This window comes from Burkholderia lata (genome assembly GCF_902499025.1).
Taxonomy (GTDB): Bacteria; Pseudomonadota; Gammaproteobacteria; order Burkholderiales; family Burkholderiaceae; genus Burkholderia; species Burkholderia lata_C.
The window spans coordinates 17,806-40,962 of the sequence record NZ_CABVPW010000001.1 but is presented as its reverse complement, the minus strand read 5'-3'; the positions used below and the strand labels follow the sequence as shown (position 1 = coordinate 40,962).

17 protein-coding genes are annotated in these 23,157 nt (G+C 67.4%); 8 read left to right on the top strand and 9 right to left on the bottom strand.

Going from position 1 to position 23,157, the window contains the following annotated elements:
* Positions 1-44: 44 nt before the first annotated feature.
* Entirely contained in the window at positions 45-956 is a 912-nt protein-coding gene (locus BDI24065_RS00170; RefSeq protein WP_175029467.1) for a LysR family transcriptional regulator, read from the top strand.
* A 41-nt stretch (positions 957-997) separates the two neighbouring features.
* Here the strand turns inward: BDI24065_RS00170 and BDI24065_RS00165 are convergent, their stop codons facing one another.
* From BDI24065_RS00165 to BDI24065_RS00150, 4 genes are all read right to left on the bottom strand, one after another.
* Complete coding sequence (locus tag BDI24065_RS00165) at positions 998-2,050, bottom strand: nucleoside hydrolase (RefSeq protein ID WP_175029466.1); 1,053 nt, start codon at positions 2,048-2,050, stop codon at positions 998-1,000.
* A 10-nt stretch (positions 2,051-2,060) separates the two neighbouring features.
* Entirely contained in the window at positions 2,061-3,173 is a 1,113-nt protein-coding gene (locus tag BDI24065_RS00160) for a porin (RefSeq protein ID WP_175029465.1), read from the bottom strand.
* A gap of 162 nt (positions 3,174-3,335) precedes the next feature.
* Positions 3,336-4,637 (bottom strand): hypothetical protein, encoded by a 1,302-nt coding sequence (locus BDI24065_RS00155; RefSeq protein WP_175029464.1) that lies wholly within the window; start codon positions 4,635-4,637, stop codon positions 3,336-3,338.
* Positions 4,638-5,036: 399 nt separating this feature from the next.
* Positions 5,037-6,455, bottom strand: a complete 1,419-nt coding sequence (locus BDI24065_RS00150; RefSeq protein ID WP_175029463.1) for an MFS transporter — start codon at positions 6,453-6,455, stop codon at positions 5,037-5,039.
* Between the two features lie 453 nt (positions 6,456-6,908).
* On the opposite strand from BDI24065_RS00150, the gene BDI24065_RS00145 reads away from it, so the two are divergent.
* Positions 6,909-9,353: a DUF3772 domain-containing protein gene (locus tag BDI24065_RS00145; RefSeq protein ID WP_175029462.1), complete on the top strand. Its 2,445-nt coding sequence runs from the start codon at positions 6,909-6,911 to the stop codon at positions 9,351-9,353.
* Between the two features lie 151 nt (positions 9,354-9,504).
* Here BDI24065_RS00145 and BDI24065_RS00140 read toward each other — a convergent pair whose 3' ends face one another.
* Positions 9,505-9,894 (bottom strand): hypothetical protein, encoded by a 390-nt coding sequence (locus BDI24065_RS00140; RefSeq protein WP_175029461.1) that lies wholly within the window; start codon positions 9,892-9,894, stop codon positions 9,505-9,507.
* A gap of 268 nt (positions 9,895-10,162) precedes the next feature.
* On the bottom strand, positions 10,163-11,674 hold the full coding sequence (gene amaB / locus BDI24065_RS00135) for an L-piperidine-6-carboxylate dehydrogenase (protein WP_174988726.1): 1,512 nt from the start codon (positions 11,672-11,674) through the stop codon (positions 10,163-10,165).
* A 634-nt stretch (positions 11,675-12,308) separates the two neighbouring features.
* Between amaB and BDI24065_RS00130 the strand changes: the two genes are divergently transcribed.
* From BDI24065_RS00130 to BDI24065_RS00120, 3 genes are all read left to right on the top strand, one after another.
* Complete coding sequence (locus BDI24065_RS00130; protein WP_175029460.1) at positions 12,309-13,889, top strand: amino acid permease; 1,581 nt, start codon at positions 12,309-12,311, stop codon at positions 13,887-13,889.
* Between the two features lie 155 nt (positions 13,890-14,044).
* Positions 14,045-15,313 carry an NAD(P)/FAD-dependent oxidoreductase gene (locus BDI24065_RS00125; RefSeq protein ID WP_175029459.1) on the top strand — a complete coding sequence of 423 codons (1,269 nt, stop codon included), beginning with the start codon at positions 14,045-14,047 and terminating at the stop codon, positions 15,311-15,313.
* Positions 15,314-15,429: 116 nt separating this feature from the next.
* Positions 15,430-16,104, top strand: coding sequence for a TetR family transcriptional regulator (locus tag BDI24065_RS00120; protein ID WP_085042517.1), 675 nt, complete (start codon positions 15,430-15,432; stop codon positions 16,102-16,104).
* 76 nt (positions 16,105-16,180) lie between these two features.
* Here the strand turns inward: BDI24065_RS00120 and BDI24065_RS00115 are convergent, their stop codons facing one another.
* Together BDI24065_RS00115 and BDI24065_RS00110 are read right to left on the bottom strand one after the other, a co-directional pair.
* Positions 16,181-17,974 (bottom strand): phospholipase D-like domain-containing protein, encoded by a 1,794-nt coding sequence (locus tag BDI24065_RS00115; RefSeq protein ID WP_175029458.1) that lies wholly within the window; start codon positions 17,972-17,974, stop codon positions 16,181-16,183.
* A gap of 105 nt (positions 17,975-18,079) precedes the next feature.
* Positions 18,080-18,838, bottom strand: a complete 759-nt coding sequence (locus BDI24065_RS00110) for a DeoR/GlpR family DNA-binding transcription regulator (RefSeq protein WP_039339705.1) — start codon at positions 18,836-18,838, stop codon at positions 18,080-18,082.
* Positions 18,839-19,046: 208 nt separating this feature from the next.
* On the opposite strand from BDI24065_RS00110, the gene BDI24065_RS00105 reads away from it, so the two are divergent.
* The 3 genes from BDI24065_RS00105 to nadE all read left to right on the top strand — a co-directional run bounded on the left by BDI24065_RS00105 (position 19,047) and on the right by nadE (position 21,360).
* Positions 19,047-19,232 carry a hypothetical protein gene (locus tag BDI24065_RS00105; protein ID WP_006480515.1) on the top strand — a complete coding sequence of 62 codons (186 nt, stop codon included), beginning with the start codon at positions 19,047-19,049 and terminating at the stop codon, positions 19,230-19,232.
* 192 nt (positions 19,233-19,424) lie between these two features.
* Positions 19,425-20,294, top strand: a complete 870-nt coding sequence (locus BDI24065_RS00100; RefSeq protein WP_175029457.1) for a DMT family transporter — start codon at positions 19,425-19,427, stop codon at positions 20,292-20,294.
* A 211-nt stretch (positions 20,295-20,505) separates the two neighbouring features.
* Positions 20,506-21,360: an ammonia-dependent NAD(+) synthetase gene (nadE, locus tag BDI24065_RS00095; protein ID WP_175029456.1), complete on the top strand. Its 855-nt coding sequence runs from the start codon at positions 20,506-20,508 to the stop codon at positions 21,358-21,360.
* A 75-nt stretch (positions 21,361-21,435) separates the two neighbouring features.
* Here the strand turns inward: nadE and BDI24065_RS00090 are convergent, their stop codons facing one another.
* Positions 21,436-23,112: a S10 family peptidase gene (locus BDI24065_RS00090; RefSeq protein WP_175029455.1), complete on the bottom strand. Its 1,677-nt coding sequence runs from the start codon at positions 23,110-23,112 to the stop codon at positions 21,436-21,438.
* Between the last annotated feature and the right edge of the window lie 45 nt (positions 23,113-23,157).

Here is a 23,157-nt window from a genome sequence, read left to right as displayed (position 1 = left end):
CGGTCTTATACTGCCGCGTACCGCATTCCGACCGTTATTGCCCGATGTCGTCCGACCGCTCGTCGCTGCTGCCCGCGCTCACGCTGCGGCAGGTCCAGCACTTCGTGGTACTCGCCCACGCACGCAGCTTCACGCAAGCCGCGCAGGCGCTGTCGCTCACGCAGCCCGCGCTCACCGCGTCGATCCGCCAGATCGAGTTCCTTCTCGGCGGGCGCCTGTTCGCGCGCTCCGCGCACCGGCTCACGCTCACCTCCGCGGGCGAAGCCGTGCTGCCGCTCGCCGAACGCCTGCTCAACCAGGCGCGCGGCACCTTCGACGACATGTCGCGGCTCATCGGCGAACGCATCCAGACCGTGCGCATCGCGTTCATCCCGTCGGTCGCGGGCCGCCTGCTGCCTGCGCTCAATGCGCTGCGCGAAGCCCACCCGACGCTGCGCTTCACGCTCACCGACCTGCCGAACAGCGCGCTCGTCGAAGCCGTGCGCGACAGCGTCGCGGATCTCGGCATCGGCGTGCGCGAACCGGACAGCGACGACGGTACGCTGCGCTACCGGCAGCTCTTCGAGGACGAGATCGTGATCGTCGTGCGGCATGACGATCCGCTCGCCCGCGCGAAGAGCGTCACGTGGGCGAAGCTCGTCGATCGCGAGCTCGCGGTGTTCGTGCGCGGCAGCGTCAGCGAATCGCTGCATCGCACCGGCGGCGCCGAGAAGCTGCGCCTGAATGTCACGTACCGGATGGAATACACCGAGCCGCTCTACGCGCTTGCGCGCAACGGCCTCGCGACCGCCGTGCTGCCGAGCCTCTACACGATGCATCTGCACGACCCCGAACTCGTTGCGCTGCGCGTCGACAAGCCGCGCGTCACGCGCGCGATCTCGCTGATCTCGCTCGCCGGCGACGATCGCGGCCCGCACGTGCGGGCCTGCCGCGAGTGGATTGCCAAGCACATCTGATTGCGTTCACTGTTCGCCGTGCGCCGTGAGACTGCCCACGTTCAGGGCAGCTTCGCGATCCGTTCGACGAGCGTCGCGTAGAAGCGGTCCGCGTCGACTTCGTTGATCCACGTCGCATTCGCCGCGCGGCCGCTGCGCCCGTTCCAGTCGACGACGGTCTCGCCGAGCGTCCACTGTCCGGTCGTCTCGACCATCACGTTCACCTTGCGTCCGCCGAACAGCGTCGGATCGACGAGATAGCCGACCGCGGTCGGGTCGTACATGGGCGCGTCCTCGATACCGCGACGCTTCTTGTTGTACGCCAACTCGGCATCCATGATGTCCGCGACGATCGCGCCGCAGCGGTTGCCGAGCGCGCGGAACGGTGCCACGCGCGCCGGCGTGATCGGCGCCTTCACCGCGACATCGCGCGGCAGCACGACGATCGGCACGCCGCTGCCGAACACGACTTCGGCCGCCTGCGGATCGACGTAGATGTTGAATTCGGCGGCCGGCGTGATGTTGCCGCGCTCGAAGAACGCGCCGCCCATCAGCACGATTTCGTGCAGCGCGCCGCGAATCTGCGGCGCTTCGACCAGCGCGGTCGCGATGTTCGTCAACGGGCCGAGCGCGCACAGCGTCACGCTGTTCGGCGCTGCGCGACTCAACGTATCGACGAGATACGACACAGCCTGGCCGGCGGCAAGCGGCGCGCGCGGCTCGTGCAGTTCGACGCCTTCGAGCCCGGTCTTGCCGTGCACGTTCGCGGCCGTCACGAGGTCGCGCACGAGCGGACGCGGGCAGCCCGCGTAGACAGGCAGCGTCTTCGTGCGGCCGGCCCAGTCGCGGATGATCCGCGCATTGCGTTCGGTCAGGTCGAGCGGCACGTTGCCGGCGACGGCGGTCAGTGCGCGCACGTCCAGCCGGTCCTGCGCGCCCAGCGCGAACAGGATCGCGATGGCGTCGTCCTGCCCCGGGTCGGTATCGATGATCACCGTGCGGCGCGCGGCCTCGCCGCCGGCCGCGAACGCGCCCGTTTCGGGCAGCAGCGCGGTGCCGGCCAGCGCGGCGGACAGTTTCAGGAAGGTGCGGCGGGATGCGATCGGATAAGTCATGGTCGGGCGCTCAGAAAACATGCCGGACGCCGAGCGTCGCCATCATCTGGCGCGTGCCGGTCGAGCGCGCGTACGCGAAGATCTGCGCATGGTCCGCGTCGCCGGCCGCCTGCTGCGCGATCACCGTCAGCGCGACGTCGGTGCGTTTCGACAGGTAGTAATCGGCCTGCAGGTTCACCTGGTGCCATTTCGGCCGCTTGTCGATCACGTCGTACTTGCCGTTCGTGAACGCATATGCGGCGCCGAGGAAGAGCTGCGGCGTCATCGTGTAGACGACGTTCACGCCGAGGTTCTGCAGGTGCAGGTGCGTATTGTCGAGATAATCGTAGCGCACGTCGGTAAACATCGCCGCGAACTGCGCGCGGCCGATCGTGTAGAAGCCGCCCGTGCCCGCGATCCGCTGCCGGCTCGCATAGGCCGCGGGCGACATCGCGCTCTTGCTGAAGATCAACAGCGGCGACGCATAGTCGTTCGCGATCGCGCCGTCCTGGTTCGTCGCGCTGTACGGATGGTTGTACTGCGCGTAGACCGCGCTCCAGCGCAGCGGGCCCTGCTCGTAGCCGAGCCCGAAGCTGTAGGCGCTGTTGTTCGCGAAGCCCGTCGCGTTGCTGAAGCCGTACAGCGCGGTGAATTTCAGGCCGTAGTAGACGGGGCTCACGTACTTCACCGAGTTCTGCACGCGGATGTCGTTGTAGCCGTTGTCGTTGTCGCCGATGTTCACGCCGTTGCTCGCGATGATCACGGGCCCGATGTAATCGTGGATCGCGTCGTACTGGCGGCCGAACGTCAGCGAGCCGTAGGTGCGGTCGGCAAGGCCGACGTAGGCCATCCGCCCGAATTCGCGGCCGTTCTGCGCGGCCGTGCCGGTCATCACGTTGAAGCCGTTCTCCAGCTGGAAGATCGCGGACAGGCCCTGCCCGAGATCCTCCTTGCCCTTCAGCCCCCAGCGCGGGTTCTGGTTCGTGCCGGACAGCGCCTGCCAGGCGTTCTTGCCGCCCTGGTTGGTCGCGAACCCGACACCGGCCGAGATGAGACCGTACAGCGTGATGCTGCTTTGCGCACAGGCATGCGTCGCGAAGGCGCCGAGCATCGCGAGCGGGGCGAGCTTGTAGAGTGTTTTCATGCGGGTCGTGTGATCGGTGGTGGTCCAGGCGCGGCAGGGTTCCGCGAAACTGGCCTCGACTATACGAACCCGGATCGGATAATAAAAGTTTGCTTTTATTATGGTTCAATAAAACGGATTTATTCTCATCTTGATCGCTCCCCGTACCCGCCGCGCCGGCCGTCAGTCCGCCGTGTCGCCGCCCTTCGGCAGCTTCGACCACGCCTTGCGCCCCGGCAACGGCGACCACGCCGGCCGCGTCTTGCGTGCGCTGTCGATCACGACCAGGTAGCGGCCCGCGATCGGCGTGATGTCGCGATCGCGGCGCAGCACCCACAGCGACTTGCCGGCCTCGACGCGCGCCTGGTAATCGTCGTCGAGCAGCCCGTGCCGGTCGAAGAACGTGTTCAGCGACGCAGGAATCCGCACGCACCCTTTCGAGTGCCGGATACCGAGCAGCGATTCGAGGCGATCGGGGTCGGTCGCATGCATCTGGAAACGCATCGGCGACACGCCGCCCTTGCCCCACCCGCGCTCGCCATCCACCCAGCCGAAGTCGTAGATGCGCATGTCGCGGCGGCCGTAGCCGCGAATGCCGTTCTCGTTCGTCGTGCCTTCCGCGCGGAAATCCATGTTGTCCGGCGAGTGGTGGAACACGCCGAGCGGCGTCAGGAAATGGTCGTACTTGCCCGGCAGCCCGGTGCCGACCGGCGATGCGCCGATCATCATCCACGCGTTGGCCGGCGTCGCGCGGAAGTAGATGAACAGCGCCTGCACGGTTGGCACGCGATCGACCATCGCGATGTATTCGCCGGCGAGGTCGCCGAGGTCCGCATCGACGAGCGCCTTCTGGAGCCGCTCGCCGTACGCGCGCTGCTCGCTTGCGGGCACGTTCAGGCGCCGCGTGACTTCCTGCGTGAAGCGCTTGCGCATGTCGACCGCGCGCGCCGTCGCATTTTTTGCCTCGTCGGCTGACAGTGGCGGATGCTGGCGCGGCGGTGTCGGTGCGGGTGCCTCGGCCTCGCTGGCGGGCGTGGCGGAAGCAGCCGATGCAGGTGTGGCGGCGGAAGCGGCAGAGGCCGGCGACGCACCCGATGCCGGGCTGGCAGGCTCCGCAGGACGCGCGTGTGATGCGGCAGGCGCGGGCTGCGCCGCCGACGCACCGGACGATGCATGCGCCGACGAAGCGGGATGTGCCCGAGAAGCTGCCGATGCAGGCGACTCGACTGATGAGGATGACGTAGCGGCGGGCAACGGTGCGTCGGACGCCGCGAAGGCAGGCCGTTCGACAAGCACGGAAATCGGCAGCGCAGCAGCGAGCGAGATACACAGGGCTGCGGCGCGGGCAAGACAACGCGGCTTCGCAAATCGCCGCATCAAGCTGAAAAGCATCATACGTTCGAAGCCATCGGCCGATCCGGCCGCCGCATGCTGCTGTTGCGGGCGGCGCATCTGCCGCGCGAGCCATCGACACGTCCGGCGCATCGCGTGCGCCCGGCGCCGACGCCTCTTCGCAGCGGAGCCGTTCGCTGATGCAACGCGTACGATTCGATGGCGGCTAATGAGTCGTCAGGCCTTTCATTTTACGCGCCTGCGCAAGAATCGGCAGCGACGGAAGTTGCGGTTTCACGGCGGATTTGCGCGTCGTCACGCTTTGTTTCAACTCGTTGCTGCCCACTCTTTCGTTGCGTGGCAATCTTGTTTGTTGCGTATGCGAGATCGACACATGGAGCCGTGTTTTTCGCCAACGCGCGAGGGCTTCTGCAAATCGATTCGTATGCCAGATCATTCCCGATACGCGGTACACGCCATACGCGCGATGCAATCTTCATCGCATCGCACGCATGCCGCACGAACCGCGCGACACGCGTGCACCCCCACCGATTACTTCGAGATGGCTTCGAGCGCAATGCCCTTCGTGCGCGGCCCCATGAGCCCGATCGCGGCCATCACGACCACCATCGCGCCCGCGATGAACGCGAACACGCCGAAGGTGCCGAAGCCCTTCAGCACGGCCGCGATCACGAACGACGAGAAGATCGCCGAGAAGCGGCTCCACGAATAGACGAAGCCGACGGCCCGTGCGCGGATCGACGTCGGGAACAGCTCGGCCTGATACGCGTGGAAGCTGTACGACATGATGTTGCTGGCGAGCGTGAGGCCGATGCCGAGCACGATCAGGAATGCGCCCACCGTCGTCTGGCTGAACAGCAGCCCGCAGACGACGATCGCCGCCGCCATCGCGACGATCACCGACTTGCGCTCGAAGCGGTCGGCGATCACGAGGCCGATCAGCGGGCCGATCGGCGCAGCGAGCGCGATCACGCTCGAATACATCAGGCTCGACGTGATCGTGATGCCCTGCTTGATCAGCAGCGTCGGCACCCAGTTCGCGAAGCCGTAGAAGCCGACCGTCTGGAACACGTTGAAGATCGTCATCATGATCGTGCGGCTGCGATACGGCTGCACCCACATGTCGCGGAAGCTGCCGCGCGGCGGCACGGGTTCGGCGGGCGCGGGCGGCGGCAGCGGTCGGCCGTATTCGGCTTCGACCTTCGCCTCGAGCACACGCATGATGCGATCGGCTTCTTCGACCCGGCCCTGCTGCGCGAGCCAGCGCGGGCTTTCCGGCAGTTCGCGGCGAATCCACCACACGAACAACGCGCCGTGCGCGCCGATCAGCACGACCCAGCGCCAGCCATCGAGGCCGAACGGTGCGTGCGGCACGAGCAGGTACGCGAGGAACGCGACCACCGGCACCGCGACGAACCCGACCGCCTGCTCGCACGCGAATGCGCGGCCGCGGATCTGCTTCGGGACGAGCTCGGAAATGTACGTGCCGATCGTCACCATCTCGACGCCGAGGCCGAGACCGACGACGAAGCGCCAGAAGTTCAGCCCGGCAGCGGTGTCCTGGAACGCCATCACGACGTTGGCGGCCGTGTACCACAGCAGCGACCACGTAAAGATCGCGCGGCGGCCGAAGCGGTCGGCGAGGAAGCCGCATGCGATCGTGCCGATGAAGAGCCCTGAGAACAGCGCGGCGATGAAGCTCGCGACGCCCGTGGTGCCGAACAGGCCGTGCGTCGTTGCCGACAGGATCCCGCTTTTCACGAGGCCGGGGGCGACGTAGCCGCTATAGAGCAGGTCGTAGAGCTCGAAGAAGAAGCCGAGGCTCAGCAGGACGACGAGCTTCCAGACGGTGCGGGTGGGCGGCAGGCGGTCGAGGCGGGCCGAGATGGAGCCGGGGTCGACGGGTGGGGATTGGGCAGGTGCCTGCGAAAGGCTGTCCGTTGAGGCCATCGTGGGCGCGTCTCCTGATCGTGTCGTGTTGTTGTCCGGCGACCTTCGAGCCGCCGTCGGGCGAATCGCTGCATTGTACCGGCAGGTCCGTTCGGCGCGAGCGCACCCCGGCCCCGATATCTGGAACGCGACGTCCCGCAGGCCGCTCCCGGATGCCGAACCGATTCGGACACCCCACTTTTGCGCCGGACAATGTGTAACTTGCGTAACCGTCTGTCGGGTACGGGAAACGCGCCAGAACGACTATCCGGCGCCACACCGCGGCGGCGCCGGCCCCGCCGTCCGGGCCTGGTGCACCGTTTCACGCAGGTACGCGCCGCCGGAATCGCCACAAACGGGGTACGCAATCGGGACAACCACGCGTTCCACACCCCGGTAACATGCTACCGGGCCAACCACCGGCTTCCGGGCGCCTTTCGGCGACCGGCATTGTCGGCAAATCGTAAGCATTCCATGTTCATACAACGACTATCCACCTACGCTCGGCGGATCGCACTGATCGCGCTGCTGCAGTTCGCGGCGATCGCGACCGCGTCGGCGTTTCCGGCGGCCGCCTCGGCCCCGAACGCGAGCGGCGTCGGCGCGCCCGTCCCTGCCATCTCGCTGAACGACGCCGTCGCGCAGCTCAAGCAGATGCAGGCCGAACTGGACCGCATCAAGCAGCAGACCTCGACCGCGTCCAACAGCAAGGAGCTGGACGGGCTCAGCGACTCGACGCAGGAGCTGAGCACCGATGTCGAGAAGCTGCAGAGCGATCTCGTTCCGCAGCGTGCGCAGATCCAGGGGCAACTCGACGTGCTCGGCCCCCCGCCCGCCGAGGGCGCCGCGCCGGAAACGCCGGCCGTCGCGAAGCAACGGGCCACGCTGAACGCGCGCAAGACACAGATCGATGCAGCGCTGAAGCAGGCCGCCGACCAGAAGACCAGCCTCACGAACCTGAACGAGCAGTTCGCGAAGCTGCATCGCGGCCTGCTGAAGAACCAGCTCGCGTTCCGCTCGGGCGGTATTTTCAGCGCACAGTTCTGGCTGCCGCTGTTCCATCTTTCGCCGGACGACGCCCAGCGGCTCGGGGATTTCGACGAAGAAATGCTCGACATGCTGCGCTCGTCGTGGGTGCCCGGACAAAAGGCGATCACGGTGCTGCTGCTGGTTGCCGCGTTCGCGGCATGGATGGGCGGCCGCCGGCTCATCGAGCGCGGGCTCGCCTGGTTCTGCGTGAACCGCCTGCCGGCCACCCGTTTGCGCCGCAGCGCGCTGGCGTTGTCGACCGCGCTGTCAACGCTGCTGGCAACCGCCATTGCCGTGCAGATCCTGTACCTCGCGGTCGCGCGCCATTACGACCTCACGCCGGCGCTGACCGATCTGTGGGACCAGTTCGCGAAGCTCGCCGCGACCTGCGCACTGATCGCCGGGCTCGGCCGTGCGCTGCTCTGCACGAAGCATCCGTCGTGGCGCCTGCCCGCGCTCGCCGATCCCGTCGCGCGCGCGATGAAGCCGTTCCCCGGCATCCTGGCCGCGCTGCTGCTGGTGTCCGGCACGCTCGAGTCGATCAACCGGATCGTCGACACCAGCCTGTCGGTCACGCTGTTCGGCCGCGGAATCGTGTCGCTCGTCGTCGCGGTGACGGTCGGTGCATCGTTGCTGCGCTCGAACCGCGCGCGCAGCGCGCTCGCGGCCGCCGGCGAAGCGCCCGAGCAGCGCTCGACGCTCGCCGGGCTGATCCATGCCGCCGTCACGCTGGCCATCATCGCGACCCTGATCGCACTCCTGATCGGCTACATCACGGTCGCGCGCTTCATCACCTACGAGCTCGTGTGGTTCGAGATCGTGCTGGGCGCCACCTACATCCTGATCCAGCTGACGCGCGACGCGAGCGAAAGCCTGTTCTCGTCGAGCCTGACGACGGGCCAGCAGATCAAGCACCTGTTCGCGCTCGAGGATCGTCACCTCGACCAGGCCCGCACGGTGCTGTCCGGTTTCGGCACGAGCCTGCTGATGCTGATCGCGGCCATCGCGCTGCTGACGGGCGGCTTCGGCACGACGCCGGGCGACCTGCTCGACAGCGCGGTGGCGATGATCGGCAGCCAGCGGCTGCAGAGCCTGAACATCATGCCCGACCGGATCATGAACGCCGTGATCGGGTTCGCGATCGGCTTCTACCTGCTGCGCTCGCTGCGCCGCTGGCTCGACAGCGAGTTCATGCCCGCGCTCGGCATGGATACGGGGATGCGCGTGTCGCTGATCACGCTGTTCACCAACGTCGGCTACGTGCTGCTCGTGCTGATGACGCTCGGTCTGCTCGGCGTCAGGTGGAACAACCTCGCGTGGATCGTCAGTGCGTTGTCGGTGGGTATCGGTTTCGGCCTGCAGGAGATCGTGAAGAATTTCGTGTCGGGGCTGATCCTGCTGACCGAGCGCCCGGTGAAGGTGGGCGACATGATCAGCATCGCGGGCGTCGAAGGCGACATTCGCCGCATCAACGTGCGCGCGACCGAGATCCAGCTCAGCGACCGTTCGACCGTGATCGTACCGAACTCGCAACTGATCTCGCAGAACCTGCGCAACGTGACGATGGGCAACAGCACGCAGGGTGTCGCGACGCTGGTGCTGACGTTCCCCTTGAACACAGATCCCGAGCAGGTGCGCGACCTGCTGCTCGAAGCGTATCGCTCGCATGACGCGATTCTCGAGAAGCCGGCGCCGTCGGTGACGTTCAGCCAGCTCACGCCGGACGGCATCACGCTGAGCGTGACGGGCTACGTGTCGAGCCCGCGGATCGCCGGTTCGACGAAGAGCGATTTGCTGTTCGAGATCCTGAAGCAGTTGCGCGCGGCGGGGATCACGCTGTCGAGCCCGCAGATGCTGGTCGTGCAGAATATGCCGGCGGTGGAGCAGTGATGCACGCGCGCCATGCGCATTCACGCTAGCCGGCTGTCCACGGTCGATGCGAAGGTTCGCGACATCGTCCCCGACCCCCCATTCATGTCCGGCTTGCGTCATGAATACGATGTCGCCGCCCGCGCGCCGGGCGGCGACAGCCAGATGCCGATCAACCCGGCACATTCGTCAATGGCGGCAACGAAATCCCGCCCTGCTCCAGGACGGCGATCGCCTTGCGAAGAAAAGCCAGCGGCTGATCGGTTCTCGCGCCGTACAAATCGACGATCCCGACCTCGACAACGGCTTCGACCAACGTCATGAACCTTTGCAACTCGCCATCGGGCAGGGCCGATTCGACGCCTGCCGGAACGGGATCGCCTCTGCCGTTGAGTTCGAGCAAGGCCCCTTTGCGCTCCCACTCGGACAAGCTCCCGGCGGAAGCGATCGCATCGAGATGAGCGAGAAGCGCATCGATGGCCGCGTGTGAAATCCCGTTTGCGTCGCAATAGCGACGCAAACACGAAGCCGCATAGACCTGCATGCCGACCGGCGACACCATCGCCAGTCTCTCGAGAAGCGCTTGTCCGTTCACGATCTCGGCACCGTCAACCTGGGCCGGCTGATCCGTTCACCCGAGAAAGCGTCTGTCGACGTGTCACTCGCATACGTTCCCGGCCTGCCATCGATCCATCATCCGCGCCAATCGCCCCGATCGACGCCCCCGCGCACGATACCGCATTACGCCGCGCCAAACACGAAGGGCCGGCACCGCAACGCGGCAGCCGGCCCTGTCTACTCACACGCAGCGCCCATCCGGGCGCCCCGCATCAAACGTCGAACTTAACCCCCTGCGCCAGCGGCAGCTGACGGCTGTAGTTGATCGTGTTCGTCGCGCGGCGCATGTAAGCCTTCCACGCATCCGAACCCGACTCGCGGCCGCCGCCCGTTTCCTTCTCGCCGCCGAACGCGCCGCCGATCTCCGCGCCGCTCGTGCCGATGTTCACGTTGACGATCCCGCAGTCGCTGCCCGCTGCCGACATGAATTGCTCGGCCTCGCGCATGTCGTTCGTGAAGATCGCCGACGACAGCCCTTGCGGCACCGCGTTGTGAAGTTCGACCGCATCGTCGAAGTTGTCGTAGACCATCACGTACAGGATCGGTGCGAACGTTTCGCGCTCGACCACCGCCGATTGCTTCGGCATCCGCACGATGGCCGGACGCACGTAGTACGCATCCGCGTGACCGACGTCGACGCGCTCGCCGCCCTTCACTTCGCCGCCCTGCTCGCGTGCATCGCCCAGCGCCTTCTGCATCGCATCGAACGACGCGCGATCGACCAGCGGGCCGACCAGCGTGCCTTCCTCAAGCGGGTTGCCGACCTTCACCGACGTGTAGGCTTTCTCGATGCGCGGCAGCAGTTGTTCGACCAGGCTGCGATGCACGATCAGGCGGCGCAGCGTCGTGCAGCGCTGGCCGGCCGTGCCGACCGCCGCGAACGTAACCGCGCGCACCACGAGATCCAGATCGGCGCTCGGCGCGACGATCATCCCGTTGTTGCCGCCGAGTTCGAGGATGCCGCGCGCGAGACGCTGGCTCAGCACCTTCGCGACTTCCTGGCCCATCCGCACGCTGCCCGTCGCGCTGACGACCGGCACCTTCTTCGATGCCGTCAGCACCTCGCCGACATCGCGCATGCCGAGCACCAGTTGGCTCAGCTCCGCCGGCGCGACGCCCGGGTGGGTCTTTTCGAATTCGCGGATCGCCTTCTGCAGCAGCACGTGGCATGCGATCGCGGTAAGCGGCGTCTTCTCGGACGGCTTCCACACGACCGAATCGCCGCACACGAATGCGAGTGCCGCGTTCCACGCCCACACGGCGACCGGGAAGTTGAACGCCGAGATCACGCCGCACACGCCGATCGGGTGCCACGTTTCCATCATCCGGTGGCCCGGGCGCTCGGATGCGATCGTGAGGCCGTAAAGCTGGCGCGACAGACCGACCGCGAAATCGCAGATGTCGATCATTTCCTGCACTTCGCCGAGGCCTTCCGACGTGATCTTGCCGGCTTCGAGCGTGACGAGGCGGCCGAGCTCGGCCTTGTGCTCACGCAGCACGTTGCCGAACACGCGCACGAGTTCGCCGCGCACCGGCGCCGGCACCGTGCGCCACTTGAGGAATGCGTCGTGCGCGGCGTCGATCTTGCGCTCGGCGTCGGCGGGCGTGTCGACGGCCAGCGTCGCGAGCGTCGCGCCGTCGAGCGGCGAACGCGCGGTCAGCGCATTGCCTTTCCACTGGGCGAGATCGATATCGAGCGCGGCAAGAATGTCGTTGAATTGCATCACTTCCTCTTCAGGGACAGATTGATCGGTGCGGCGGCAGCGCCGCCCGCGTGATTCGATTGGAGCGCGTTCGCGCGCCCTGTGCAAGCGGATGCGCCGCGCGGCAGGCCCGGTACGCCATTCGGCGCATCGCGCTGCGCCGCCGCCGGAAGCCCGGCTGGACGGCGCGCTCCCGCCTCGCAAGGCACGATCCATGAAACACATTGTCGGTGGCCACAAGTCGGGCCGCTATTGATATTAACTCACGACTTCATTCCGAAAGCGCAACACCTCCGTAGGTCGGATCGATGCGTTTTCGTACCGATATCGGACGCTTCTCAAGCCCACAGACAGGCTATCGGACATGTCGGGACAAGACGCAAGTTGATGACAAAGTCGCATCACCCTGTGCGGAAATATCGTTTGCTGCCTGCTCATCCGGCCCACACAATCGTTGCGACGTCGAGGTGCAATGCACCCGGCGCGCCGCCGGCCGCCATCGCGGCTGCCGGACGACAGACGAAGGCGACACGCATCGCGGCCCGGTTCATCCGGCCCGTTCCAGCACCGCATCACCGCTGCCCGCCCCGCGGCCGGCAACGCGTCGCGCTTCGTCACCGAAAAACAATCCCGGAGACAGCGCCCAGCGCCCGCCATGCATTCAGATGCCCGCCCCGATTCACCCCGTCCGTCCGGCACGCCGCCCGCGAAGCCGTCCCTCCACCGTGCACTGCAGGCACGCCATCTGCGGATGATCGCGATCGGCGGCTCGATCGGCACGGGCCTGTTCGTCGCGTCCGGCGCATCGATCTCGCAGGCCGGCCCCGGCGGCGCGATGCTCGCGTACATGGTGATCGGCCTGATGGTCTATTTCCTGATGACGAGCCTCGGCGAAATGGCCGCGTTCATGCCGGTGTCGGGCTCGTTCGCGACCTACGGCGCGAAGTTCGTCGACGAAGGCTTCGGCTTCGCCCTCGGCTGGAACTACTGGTACAGCTGGGCCGTCACGTTGGCGGTGGAACTGGTCGCCGCGCAGCTCGTGATGAACTACTGGTTCCCGCACGTGCCGGGCATGTGGTGGAGTGCGCTGTTCCTCACATTGATCTTCGCGCTCAACGCGCTGTCGGTGCGCGGCTTCGGCGAAGCCGAATACTGGTTCGCGCTGATCAAGGTGCTGACGGTGCTCGCGTTCGTCGGCGTCGGTCTGCTGATGATCTTCGGGATCATGCAGGGCGGCCCGAGCGCGGGCTGGGGCAACTTCACGATCGGCGACGCGCCGTTCGCCGGCGGCTGGGCAACGATGCTCGGCGTCGCGATGATCGCGGGCTTCTCGTTCCAGGGCACCGAAATGATCGGCGTCGCAGCGGGCGAATCGGAAAACCCGCGCACGACGATTCCGCGCGCGGTGAGCCAGATCTTCTGGCGCATCCTGCTGTTCTACGTGTTCGCGATCTTCGTGATCGGCGTGCTGATTCCCTATACCGACCCGAGCCTGCTGAAGAGCGACGTGACCGACATCGGCGTGAGCCCGTTCACGCTCGTGTTCCGCCATGCGGGCCTCGCGTTCGCGGCCGGCGTGATGAACGCGGTGATCCTGACGGCCGTGCTGTCGGCCGGCAACTCGGGCATGTATGCGTCCACGCGGATGCTCTACAACCTCGCGGTCGAAGGCCGTGCGCCGAAGATCTTCGCGAAGCTGTCGCGCGGCGGCGTGCCGCGCAACGCGCTGTATGCGACGACGGCCGTCGGCGCCTTGTGCTTCCTCACGTCGCTGTACGGCGACAAGACCGTGTACCTGTGGCTGCTGAACACGTCGGGTATGGCCGGCTTCATCACGTGGCTCGGCATCGCGGTCAGCCACTACCGGTTCCGCAAGGGCTTCCTGAAGCAGGGCTACTCGCTCGACCAGTTGCCCTACCGGTCGAAGTGGTTCCCGTTCGGCCCGCTGTTCGCGTTCGCGCTGTGCGCGGTCGTCGCGCTCGGCCAGGACTACCAGGCGTTCCTCTCCGACAAGATCGACTGGGTCGGCATCGCCGCGACCTACATCGGCCTGCCGTTCTTCCTCGCGATCTGGCTCGGCTACGCGCTCGTGCGCAAATGCCGCCTCGTGCGCTACGAAGACATGGAGATCGCGCCGTGGATCGAACGCAACGCGACGCCCGAACCCGCGCCGCAGGCTGAAACCGGCTACGCGGGCTACGTCGCCCGCCCGGCCAACCCGACGCCGGGCGCCTGACCGCCGGATCGGCCCGAATCAGCCCGGATCGCACCGGCCGCCGCCCAGGCGCGGCTGCCGGCGCCCAGACAACCCCCATTCGACGCGGCGCGCGCGTTCAGGCAAGATCGACGCGCGCCGTCTGTTTTTCCGCCGTTACGAGTCATCGAAATCGCATGCAGAACTTCTACGAAGCCACCGTTACCCGCCAGCCCTACCCGCAACTGACCGGCACGATCGACACGCAGGTCTGCATCGTCGGCGGCGGCCTCGCCGGCCTGTGCACGGCGCTCGGCCTCGTCGAACGCGGCGTGCATGACGTTGTCGTGCTCGACAGCGAACGCGTCGGCTTCGGCGCATCGGGCCGCAACGGCGGCTTCGTGTTCGGCGGCTACAGCCTCGACAACGCGGACCTGCTGCGCACGCTCGGCCGCGACGAAGGGCGCCGGCTGTACCGGCTCACCGTCGATGCGGTCGAGCTGATCCGCGCGCGGATCGCGCGCTACGGCATCGACTGCGACATCGTCGACCAGGGCGTGATGCTCGCGAACTGGTTCGACGATCCTTCCCGGCTCGACAGCGTGCGCACGCTGATGAAGGATGAACTCGGCGTCGACTGGGAACCCGTTTCGACGGACGCGCTGCGCAAGCGGCTGAAGACGCAGCGCTATTACGGCGGCCTGTTCGAGCCGAACGCCTTCCACTTCCATCCGCTCAAGTACGTGCTCGGCGTCGCGGCAGCCGCATCGCGCGGCGGCGCGCGCGTGTACGAACGCTCGGCCGCGCTCGGCATCGCGCGCGAAGGCGCCGGGTACGTCGTGCGCACGGCGCAGGGCACGGTGCGCGCGAAGGACGTCGTGTTCGCCGGCGGCGGTTACGCGCGTGGCGTGTCGCCGCGCATCGAGCGCGCCGTGCTGCCGATTGCGACCTACGTGATCGCGACCGAACCGCTCGGCAAACGCCTGCCCGATGCGATCGACGCGCCGTACGCGATCTACGACACGCGTTTCGCGTTCGACTATTACCGCCCGCTGAAGGACACGCGCATCCTGTGGGGCGGCCGGATCTCCGTGCTCGATCGCGGCCCCGACGCGATCGCAAGGCTGCTGCGGCGCGACCTGCTGCGCGTGTATCCGCAGCTGGAAGGCGTGAAGGTCGACTACGCGTGGGGCGGGCTGATGAGCTATGCGCGGCACAAGATGCCGCAGATCGGCCGCGACGCGGACGGCGTGTGGCATGCGATCGCGTTCGGCGGCCACGGGATGGCGCCGACCACGGTCGCCGGCGAAGCGCTCGCGGCGGCGCTGGCCGAAGGCCGGCCGGTGCCGGAAGGCTTCAACGCGTTCGGGCTCACGCGCACGTTCGGGCTGGCGGGCCTCGCCGCCGCGCAGCTCACGTACACGGCGTACCAGGCCCGCGACGCGCTCGCGTCCTGCCGCCGCTGAGCAGCGGCCACGGCGGCCGAAACCGCCCTGCCGATTAGAGCGCCGGGTCGGCCGGGCGGGGATTTCCCACATGCTAGAATGGCTTTTCCAAGCCGCCGAAGCCACAATAAAGTCACATGAAAGCAGGAAGCAAGGCCGCCACGTCCGACACCCGCGCGCTTCCGTCCGATGCGCGGCGCAAATACGATCCCGAGCAAACCAAGCGCAACATTCTCGACGTCGCCACGCAGGAATTCTCCGCGATGGGCCTCGCCGGTGCGCGCGTCGATGCCATCGCCGAGCGCACGAACACGACGAAGCGGATGCTCTACTACTACTTCGAAAGCAAGGAAGGCTTGTACGAGGCCGTGCTGGAGAAGGTGTACGGCGACATCCGCGCGCTCGAGCAGGAACTGCACGTCGGCGACATGGAGCCGCGCGAGGGCATGCGCCGCCTGGTCGAATTCACGTTCGACTATCACGACAAGCATCGCGACTTCGTCCGCCTCGTGTCGATCGAAAACATCCACGGCGCGAAGTATCTCGAACAGCTCAAGTCGTTCAAGAACCGCAACGTCAGCATCATCAAGACGCTCGAGGAACTGGTCGAGCGCGGCGCGGCGAGCGGCGCGTTCCGCCAGGACATCGATGCGTTCGACCTGCACCTGTTGATCAGCTCGTTCTGCTTCCACCGCGTGTCGAACCGCTACACGTTCGGCGCCGCGTTCGGCCGCGATCCGTCGGCGCCGCGCCTGCGCGCACGGCATCGCGACACGATCGCCGACGCCGTGCTGCGCTACGTCGCCGCGTAAGCGGCGGCATCAGCCGGTTTCCGCTGCCGGCCACACCTCGGGCGCGCGCCATCCGCGCCCGTCGCTCTCCCGCGCGTCAGTCCGTCGGCGCGGTCGACGCCAGTGCGATCCGCGCCTTCTCTTCCGGGCTTCCCGCCACGTAATACTTCTTCGCCCAGCTCGAATCGGGCGCAAGCGCGAGCCGCGCATGCGCGCCCGTGCCCCCGTCCGTGCCGTGCTGCTTTGCATTGATCGCCAGTGCCCGCGCGCGATAGTGCTCGTACAGCCGCAGGAATTCCGCGAGATAGATCGCCGCGATCCGCTGATCGCGGATCTCGAGCAGGTTCTCGTCGTTGTACTGCTCGGAATTGCGGCTCATGTTCGCCGAGCCCGTATAGACGACCGGATTCGCGCCCTCCGCATCGATCACGATGAACTTGTGATGGATCACGACCGGCGGAAAGGCCGGCGCCGGTTCACCCGGGAACAAGCGCAGCTCGGGCTCGAAACCCTGCGGCACGGTGGCCGGCGAGAAATACGCGGCATCGATCACGTCGTGGTTGTCGCGGCTGCGGTGATACAGCTCGAGGTTCGCGAGCGTGGCCGCATCGAGCGTCTGGCCGGCCTGCTGCTCGGCATCGGCCTTCGTCGCGCTGCCGACGTTGATCTTGTTCACCAGCCCGAACATCATCAGCCCGCGGTCGCCGGCCGCGAAGCACGCGTCGCGCAGCGCCGCGTCGGTCGGCATGAACAGGCAGAACGACACCGAATGCTTCGCGGCCGCGATCGCGGCGACGATCGTGTCGATCTCGGTGCGCTGCCCTGCCGGCTCCGGCGAAAACGCGAGCCGCACCTGTGCGCTGCCGATCGTCATCGGTTCCGACCAGCCCGGCGACAGCTTCGCCGTCTCCGCGATCGACGGATTCCCGGCCAGCGCATGCGCGCGATCGTTGTACAGCGCGGCAAGCGCGGGCGAGTCGAACGCGTGCAGCACGTTCGCCTGCTCCGTGAGCCCCTCGGTCGTGAAGTTCGCGGAGCCGGTCAGCACGCGCGCGGGCACCGCGTTCGACGGCGCATCGGTCACGATGAACTTGTCATGCATGATGTGCGTCTTGTCGCGCGGCGCGAGCGTCGCGAGACCCTGCAGCGCATCGACGGCCGGCTGGTTCGGCGACGGCAGCGGCGGCTTGCCCTTGCGCGCCGTCGTGTGCGCGTCGTAGACGATCGCGAGCGATGCTTCGCCGTGCTTGCGTCCGAACGCTTCGAACGCGGGCAGCGCCCACAGCGTATCGGTCAGGTGATAGACGGCCGACGCCGCGCGCGACGCCGGGTCGAGCATCTCCGCGAACACCTGCTCCATGTCGTTCGCGAGCCACGTGCGCAGCTTCAGCGCCTGCGCGGCACTCGGCGCCGCATTCGGCGCGAGGCCCAGCGCCGTCACCTGCCTCGCGAATGCCTGCGAGCTGACCACCGCGCGGTTGAACCACGTGCCGATGCCGTCCTCGATATGCGCGGGCAGCAAGACGTCGCACACGCCGGCTTGCGCATCGAGCACCTGCAGGTTCGCCGGCGTGCCGACGACCGGATACACGTCGTAGCGGAACGACGCACCGCGGTCCTGCGGATCGATGCGCGCGTCCCACCACATGAATTTCTGGATCGGCGCCTGATCGGTCGGCGCGTCGCCCTGCGTGTGCGCGGCCGGGCCGTCGAATGTCAGGCGGTTCGGCAGCCAGCTGTTCGGCGCGCGCGTCTTGCCGTCGGCCGACCAGAAGCCCGGCGTGCGCCGGATCGCGAAGCCGAGGAAATCGGACCGCGACGCCGCATCGGGCCAGTCGAAGGCCAGCAGGACCAGGGTGGGGGAAAGATAGCTGCGCACGCTGACGGTCATTCGTTGCTCCCTGGCCTTGCGGCCGGTCGAGGTGAATGGGTCAGTCTTGACGGCAGTTCTTCCCTGGGGATGACGGTTCGATGAACCTTGTATGTCGGACGCGCGTCAGTCGCACACCAGCAACTCGATCCCGCGCGCGGTCAGCGCACGGCGCACGGCCTTGTCGGGCGCGCGCTCGGTCACGAGATAGCGGGCCGCAGCCGTACCGTTGATCCGCACCGGCGTCACGCGGCCGAATTTCGAATGGTCGGCGACGATCATCGCGGTGCCGGCCGCCGCGATCATCCGGCTGCGCACCTCGGCCGCGAGCCGCGAGTAGTCGGTGCATTCGCCGTCGGGCGTGATGCCGCCGGCGCCGACGAACGCGAAATCGACGTGGTACTGCGCGAGCTGCTGGATCGTGTCGAGCCCGAAGGTCGCGTCCTCGTCGTCGGACAGCTCGCCGCCGAGCAGCGTCACGCGATTGCCGTTGCGCCGCGCGAGCACGAACGCGGTGCGCCAGTCGTTCGTGTAGATCGACAGCCGGTGCCGGTCGGCGAGCGCGAGCGCAACCGCATGCGGCGTGCTGCCCGAATCGATCAGCACCGACGCATCGTCGGGCACGAACTCGGCCGCGCGCCGCCCGATCGTGCGCTTCGCTTCCGCGTTCGCGGCTTCGCGCTCGGACAGGCTCGGCTCGCGGCGATCCGCGGCCAGCGCACCGCCGTGCGTCATCACGAGCAGGCCGCGTGCGGCCAGTGCGTTCAGGTCGCGCCGCACGGTCTCGCGCGACACGTCGAGCGAGCGGACGAGTTCCGCGACCGACAATGCGCCCGACCGTCCGAGTTCCGACAGGATGAATTGATGACGTTGTTCCGCCAGCATCGCGTGTGCGCCCGAGGCGACTGGTAATGGGTAAGCCGCCCATTGTATTACGGCCGTTTGACCGGCATTTGACTGCGGCGCGAAACCAGGCGGGCCGAGTTTCCCGAAAGCGAAATTCAGTATTGCCTCACGCGCGCGAATCGGCGCGGCGCCGGTTGCTACACTTTGCGCTTCGCCGTAAGACAGACCAAGCAAAGGGGCTCGCGCCATGTATCGCAAAGGCAGTGTGATCGAAATCCAGTTTCCGCCCGAACGTCTCAACGACGCGGCCGGCGATCCGTACTGGATCGACCTGACGCTCGACGAGGCCCGCCGGCTCTACGAACAGCTCGCCGCGCGCTTCGCGACCGACGCACGCGCCAACCAGCCGCTCGACACGTTCTCGATCGACTGATCTTCGCGGCTTCACGCTCGCTCCGCCTCCCGGAGCGGCGCCCGTCCCCTTCCCCGGCACCGCCCGGCCCAGCCGGCCGGCCGCCTGCGCGGCACGCAGCATGAGTGCAGGATTCGACAAGACGCCCGCATCGCTTCCCCCGATACTGGCCGACTTCACGATTCTGTCCGGCCGCCTTGCGGCCCGCCACGCATGCTGACCTCGCTCGTCGCCGCCGCTTTCGTCGCACTCTGGTCCACCGGCTTCATCGTTGCGCGGGCAATCAAGCCCTACGCCGATCCCAACCTGTTCCTGCTCGCCCGTTTCGCGGGCACAGCTGCGCTGTTCGGCGCGGTGGCGCTCGTCTCGCGCGCGCCGTGGCCGGCCCGGCGCGAATGGCCGCGTCACCTGATCGCGGGCGCGCTGCTGCAGGGCGTCTATCTCGGCGCGAGCTACTGGGCCGTTGCGCAAGGGCTGAACGCGGGCGTCATGGCGCTGCTCGGCGCGCTGCAGCCGCTCGCCACTGCCGTGCTCGCCGTCCCGCTGTTCAACGAACGCCTGCCCGCGCGCGGCTGGTTCGGGATGGCGCTCGGGCTTGCCGGCGTCGCACTCGTGCTGGCGCCGAAGGTCATGGGCGGCGTCGTGCCACCGCCGGGCGCCGCGCCAGCGTGGCTCGTCGTCGCCGTGTCGGTGCTCGCGGTCGGGTCGATCACCGCCGGCTCGCTGTACCAGAAAGGCAAGCTCGCGCAGAGCGACCTGCGCACGGCGGTTGCCATCCAGAACTTCGGTGCCGCCATCGTCGCGGCCATCTTCGTCGCGCTGCTGCACGAGACGCGCTGGATCGGCGCGCCGGCGCTGTGGGTGTCGCTCGTATGGGGCGTCGTGTTCCTGTCCGGCGGCGCGGTCACGATGCTGATGTGGATGCTGCGGCGCGGCAATGCCGCGCGCGCGACGTCGCTGCTGTTCCTCGCGCCGCCGCTCGCCGCGCTGCAGGGCTACTGGCTGTTCGGCGAAACGCTCGCGGCGATCCAGCTCGCCGGCTTCGCGCTCGCGCTGGTGGGCGTCGTGCTCGCGCGGCGCTGACGCGCGGCCGCCGGGCCGGCACACCCATCGGAACCGTGCACCAGGATGCCCGTCGCGCGGCATCCTGCACCCGCCCGGCGCACCGTGCACCACGGCGAAGCAGCCCGTCTCGCCGAAGCAACGCGAAATCGCCGGATCGCACGCCCGGCGCGGCGCCGCGCCGCGATTGCGCTTATGATGGGCGCCTTGATTTCGTTCCGGAACTCCCTTCATGACATCCGCCGATTACGCCAGCCGCCAACGCGCGATCATTGCCGAACTGAACGTCGCCCCGCAATTCGACGCCGAGGCCGAGATCGCCCGCCGCGTCGAATTCCTCGCGCAATACCTTCGTTCGACCGGCCTGCGGACCTACGTGCTCGGCATCAGCGGCGGCGTCGATTCGTCGACGGCCGGCCGGCTCGCGCAACTGGCGGTCGAAAAGCTGCGCGCCGACGGCTACGATGCCCGCTTCGTCGCGATGCGCTTGCCGAACGGCGTGCAGAACGACGAAGACGATGCGAAGCGCGCGCTCGCGTTCGTCCGCGCGGACGAGGAACTGACCGTCAACGTGAAGCCCGCCGCCGACGCGATGCTCGACGCGCTGGCCGCGTCCGGTCATGTGTTCGAGACGCCGGCCCAGCAGGATTTCGTGCACGGCAACATCAAGGCGCGCGAGCGCATGATCGCGCAGTACGCGGTGGCCGGCGCGCAGCGCGGCATCGTGATCGGCACCGATCACGCGGCCGAGTCGCTGATGGGTTTCTTCACGAAGTTCGGTGACGGCGGCGCGGACATCCTGCCGCTCGCGGGGCTGAACAAGCGTCGCGTGCGCGCGGTGGCCCGTGCGCTCGGCGGCGAGGAACTGATCGTGATGAAGGTGCCGACGGCCGACCTCGAGGAACTGCGCCCGCTGCGCCCCGACGAGCACGCGTACGGCGTGAGCTACGACGAGATCGACGATTTCCTCGAAGGCAAGGCGGTGAGCGACCACGTGTACGAAACGGTGCTCCGCTTCTACGACGCTTCGCGCCACAAGCGCGCGCTGCCGTACACGATGTTCGACTGGCCGACTGCACAAGCATAAGCCGGCCGCCCAGGCCGCATAATACCGCCGCGCGCACTGCAACGGCTGCGCGCGGCGTACTCCCGACGGGCACCGCTACGCGTGCCCGCCCGTCTTCGTCGCCTGCAGCGCGCGAATCCGCATCCGCGCACCCGTGTCGCTGACCGTCGCGTCGTACATCGCTGCGAGGTCGCGCTTGAGCGCGGTACGCGAGCCGCCGTCGAGATACACCATGTGCCCCGACGGATAGAAACGCGCGGACAGGTTCTGCCGCACCTTCTGATCCTCGAGCGGCATCTGCTGCAGGTCGATCACAGTCTGGTAGAACGGCGTGACGAAATCGTAGAAGCCGTTCGCGGACAGCACCTTCAGATCGACGTTCAGCGCCATCACCGCCGCGAGATCGCCGGCCGTGTAGAGGATCACGTTCCCCTGCGCATCGATGCCCTGCTGCGCGCCGGTCGGGTCGATGTGGCTGAAATCCCAGTTCTGGAACGCCTGGTCGTTCAGGTCGGTGAACGCGGAATTCGACGTGAACTTCAGCTGCTCGTTCAGGTAGCTGTTCCACATCGCCGTATAGACGCCCGTCACGGCCGTCATCGTCGGATCGTTGCCGCCCGAGTTCGGGTCGATCTTGCCGGCGATGCCCGACGAGATCCCGGTCACGCGGCCGTCGTACGAGCCGAGCGCGAGCCCCTGCGCATGCAGCAGCGTCGTCAGGAACAGCGAATTGCCGCGCGTGTCGTAGCCGGCGATGTTGAGACTCCACGATTGCAGCGTCGCCGTATCGATGCCAGTGTATTGCGACAGCTTCTGCACGGCGGCCGGGTCGGCATGCGGGACCGTGCGTAACGCGTTCAGGTAGTCGGTGCGCGAGAACTGCGCGACTTCCTCGACGAACGCGCCGAGATCGGTCGGCGCCGGCGTGACACCGAGTTTCTTGTGGTACCACGCGTCGGCCGCCGCGGTCGGCAGCGCGCCGACCGGGTTGCCGGCCTGCCGGTAGTCGAGGATCGACGATTGCAGCGTGACGCCGTTCAGGTCGACGCCGTCCTCGTGCAGCTTGTACGCGAGCACGCAGCTGCGCGCAGTGCCGTACGATTCGCCGAACAGGTATTTCGGCGAATTCCAGCGGTTGTTCTTCGTCAGGTAGCGCTTGATGAACTGCTTCAGCGAATCGGCATCCTGGTCGACGCCCCAGAAGTTGCGGTTCTTGTTCGGCGCGACGGCCGCCGAATAGCCGGTGCCGACCGGGTTGATGAACACCAGGTCGCTGTGGTCGATCATGCTGTCCGGGTTGTCTTCCATCTGGTACGGCGCGGGCGGCGTGAAACCCGGCATCGACGTCTTGATGCGCTTCGGCGCGAACGAGCCCAACAGCACGAACACCGACGACGAGCCCGGCCCGCCGTTATAGAAGAACGTCACGGGCCGCGTTTCTTCCTTCGCGCCGTCGGCCGTGAATGCAACGTAGAAGATTTTCGCGGCCGGCTGCGAACTGCTCGGGTCGACCGTCACGAGATGGCCGGCCGTCGCCGTGTACGCGATGCGCTTCCCGCCGATCAGGATCGTGTGATGCGTGATCGCGGCCGCCTCGGTCGTGTCGGTCACCGAGTCGTCGGGGCCGTTGCCGTACGCGACCGGATCGAAGAACGGCTGGTCGCGGCCGTGGCTGAGCGCGACCGGGTTGACGGTCGGCGGCACGCCCTGCGAATTGTGGTCGCCGTGATGCAGCGGATACACGCCGCCGGAAGATGCGGAATCGATGCCCATCGTGCTGCTCCTGGAGGTGAGAAAAAGGCGCGGGCAGGAAGCCCG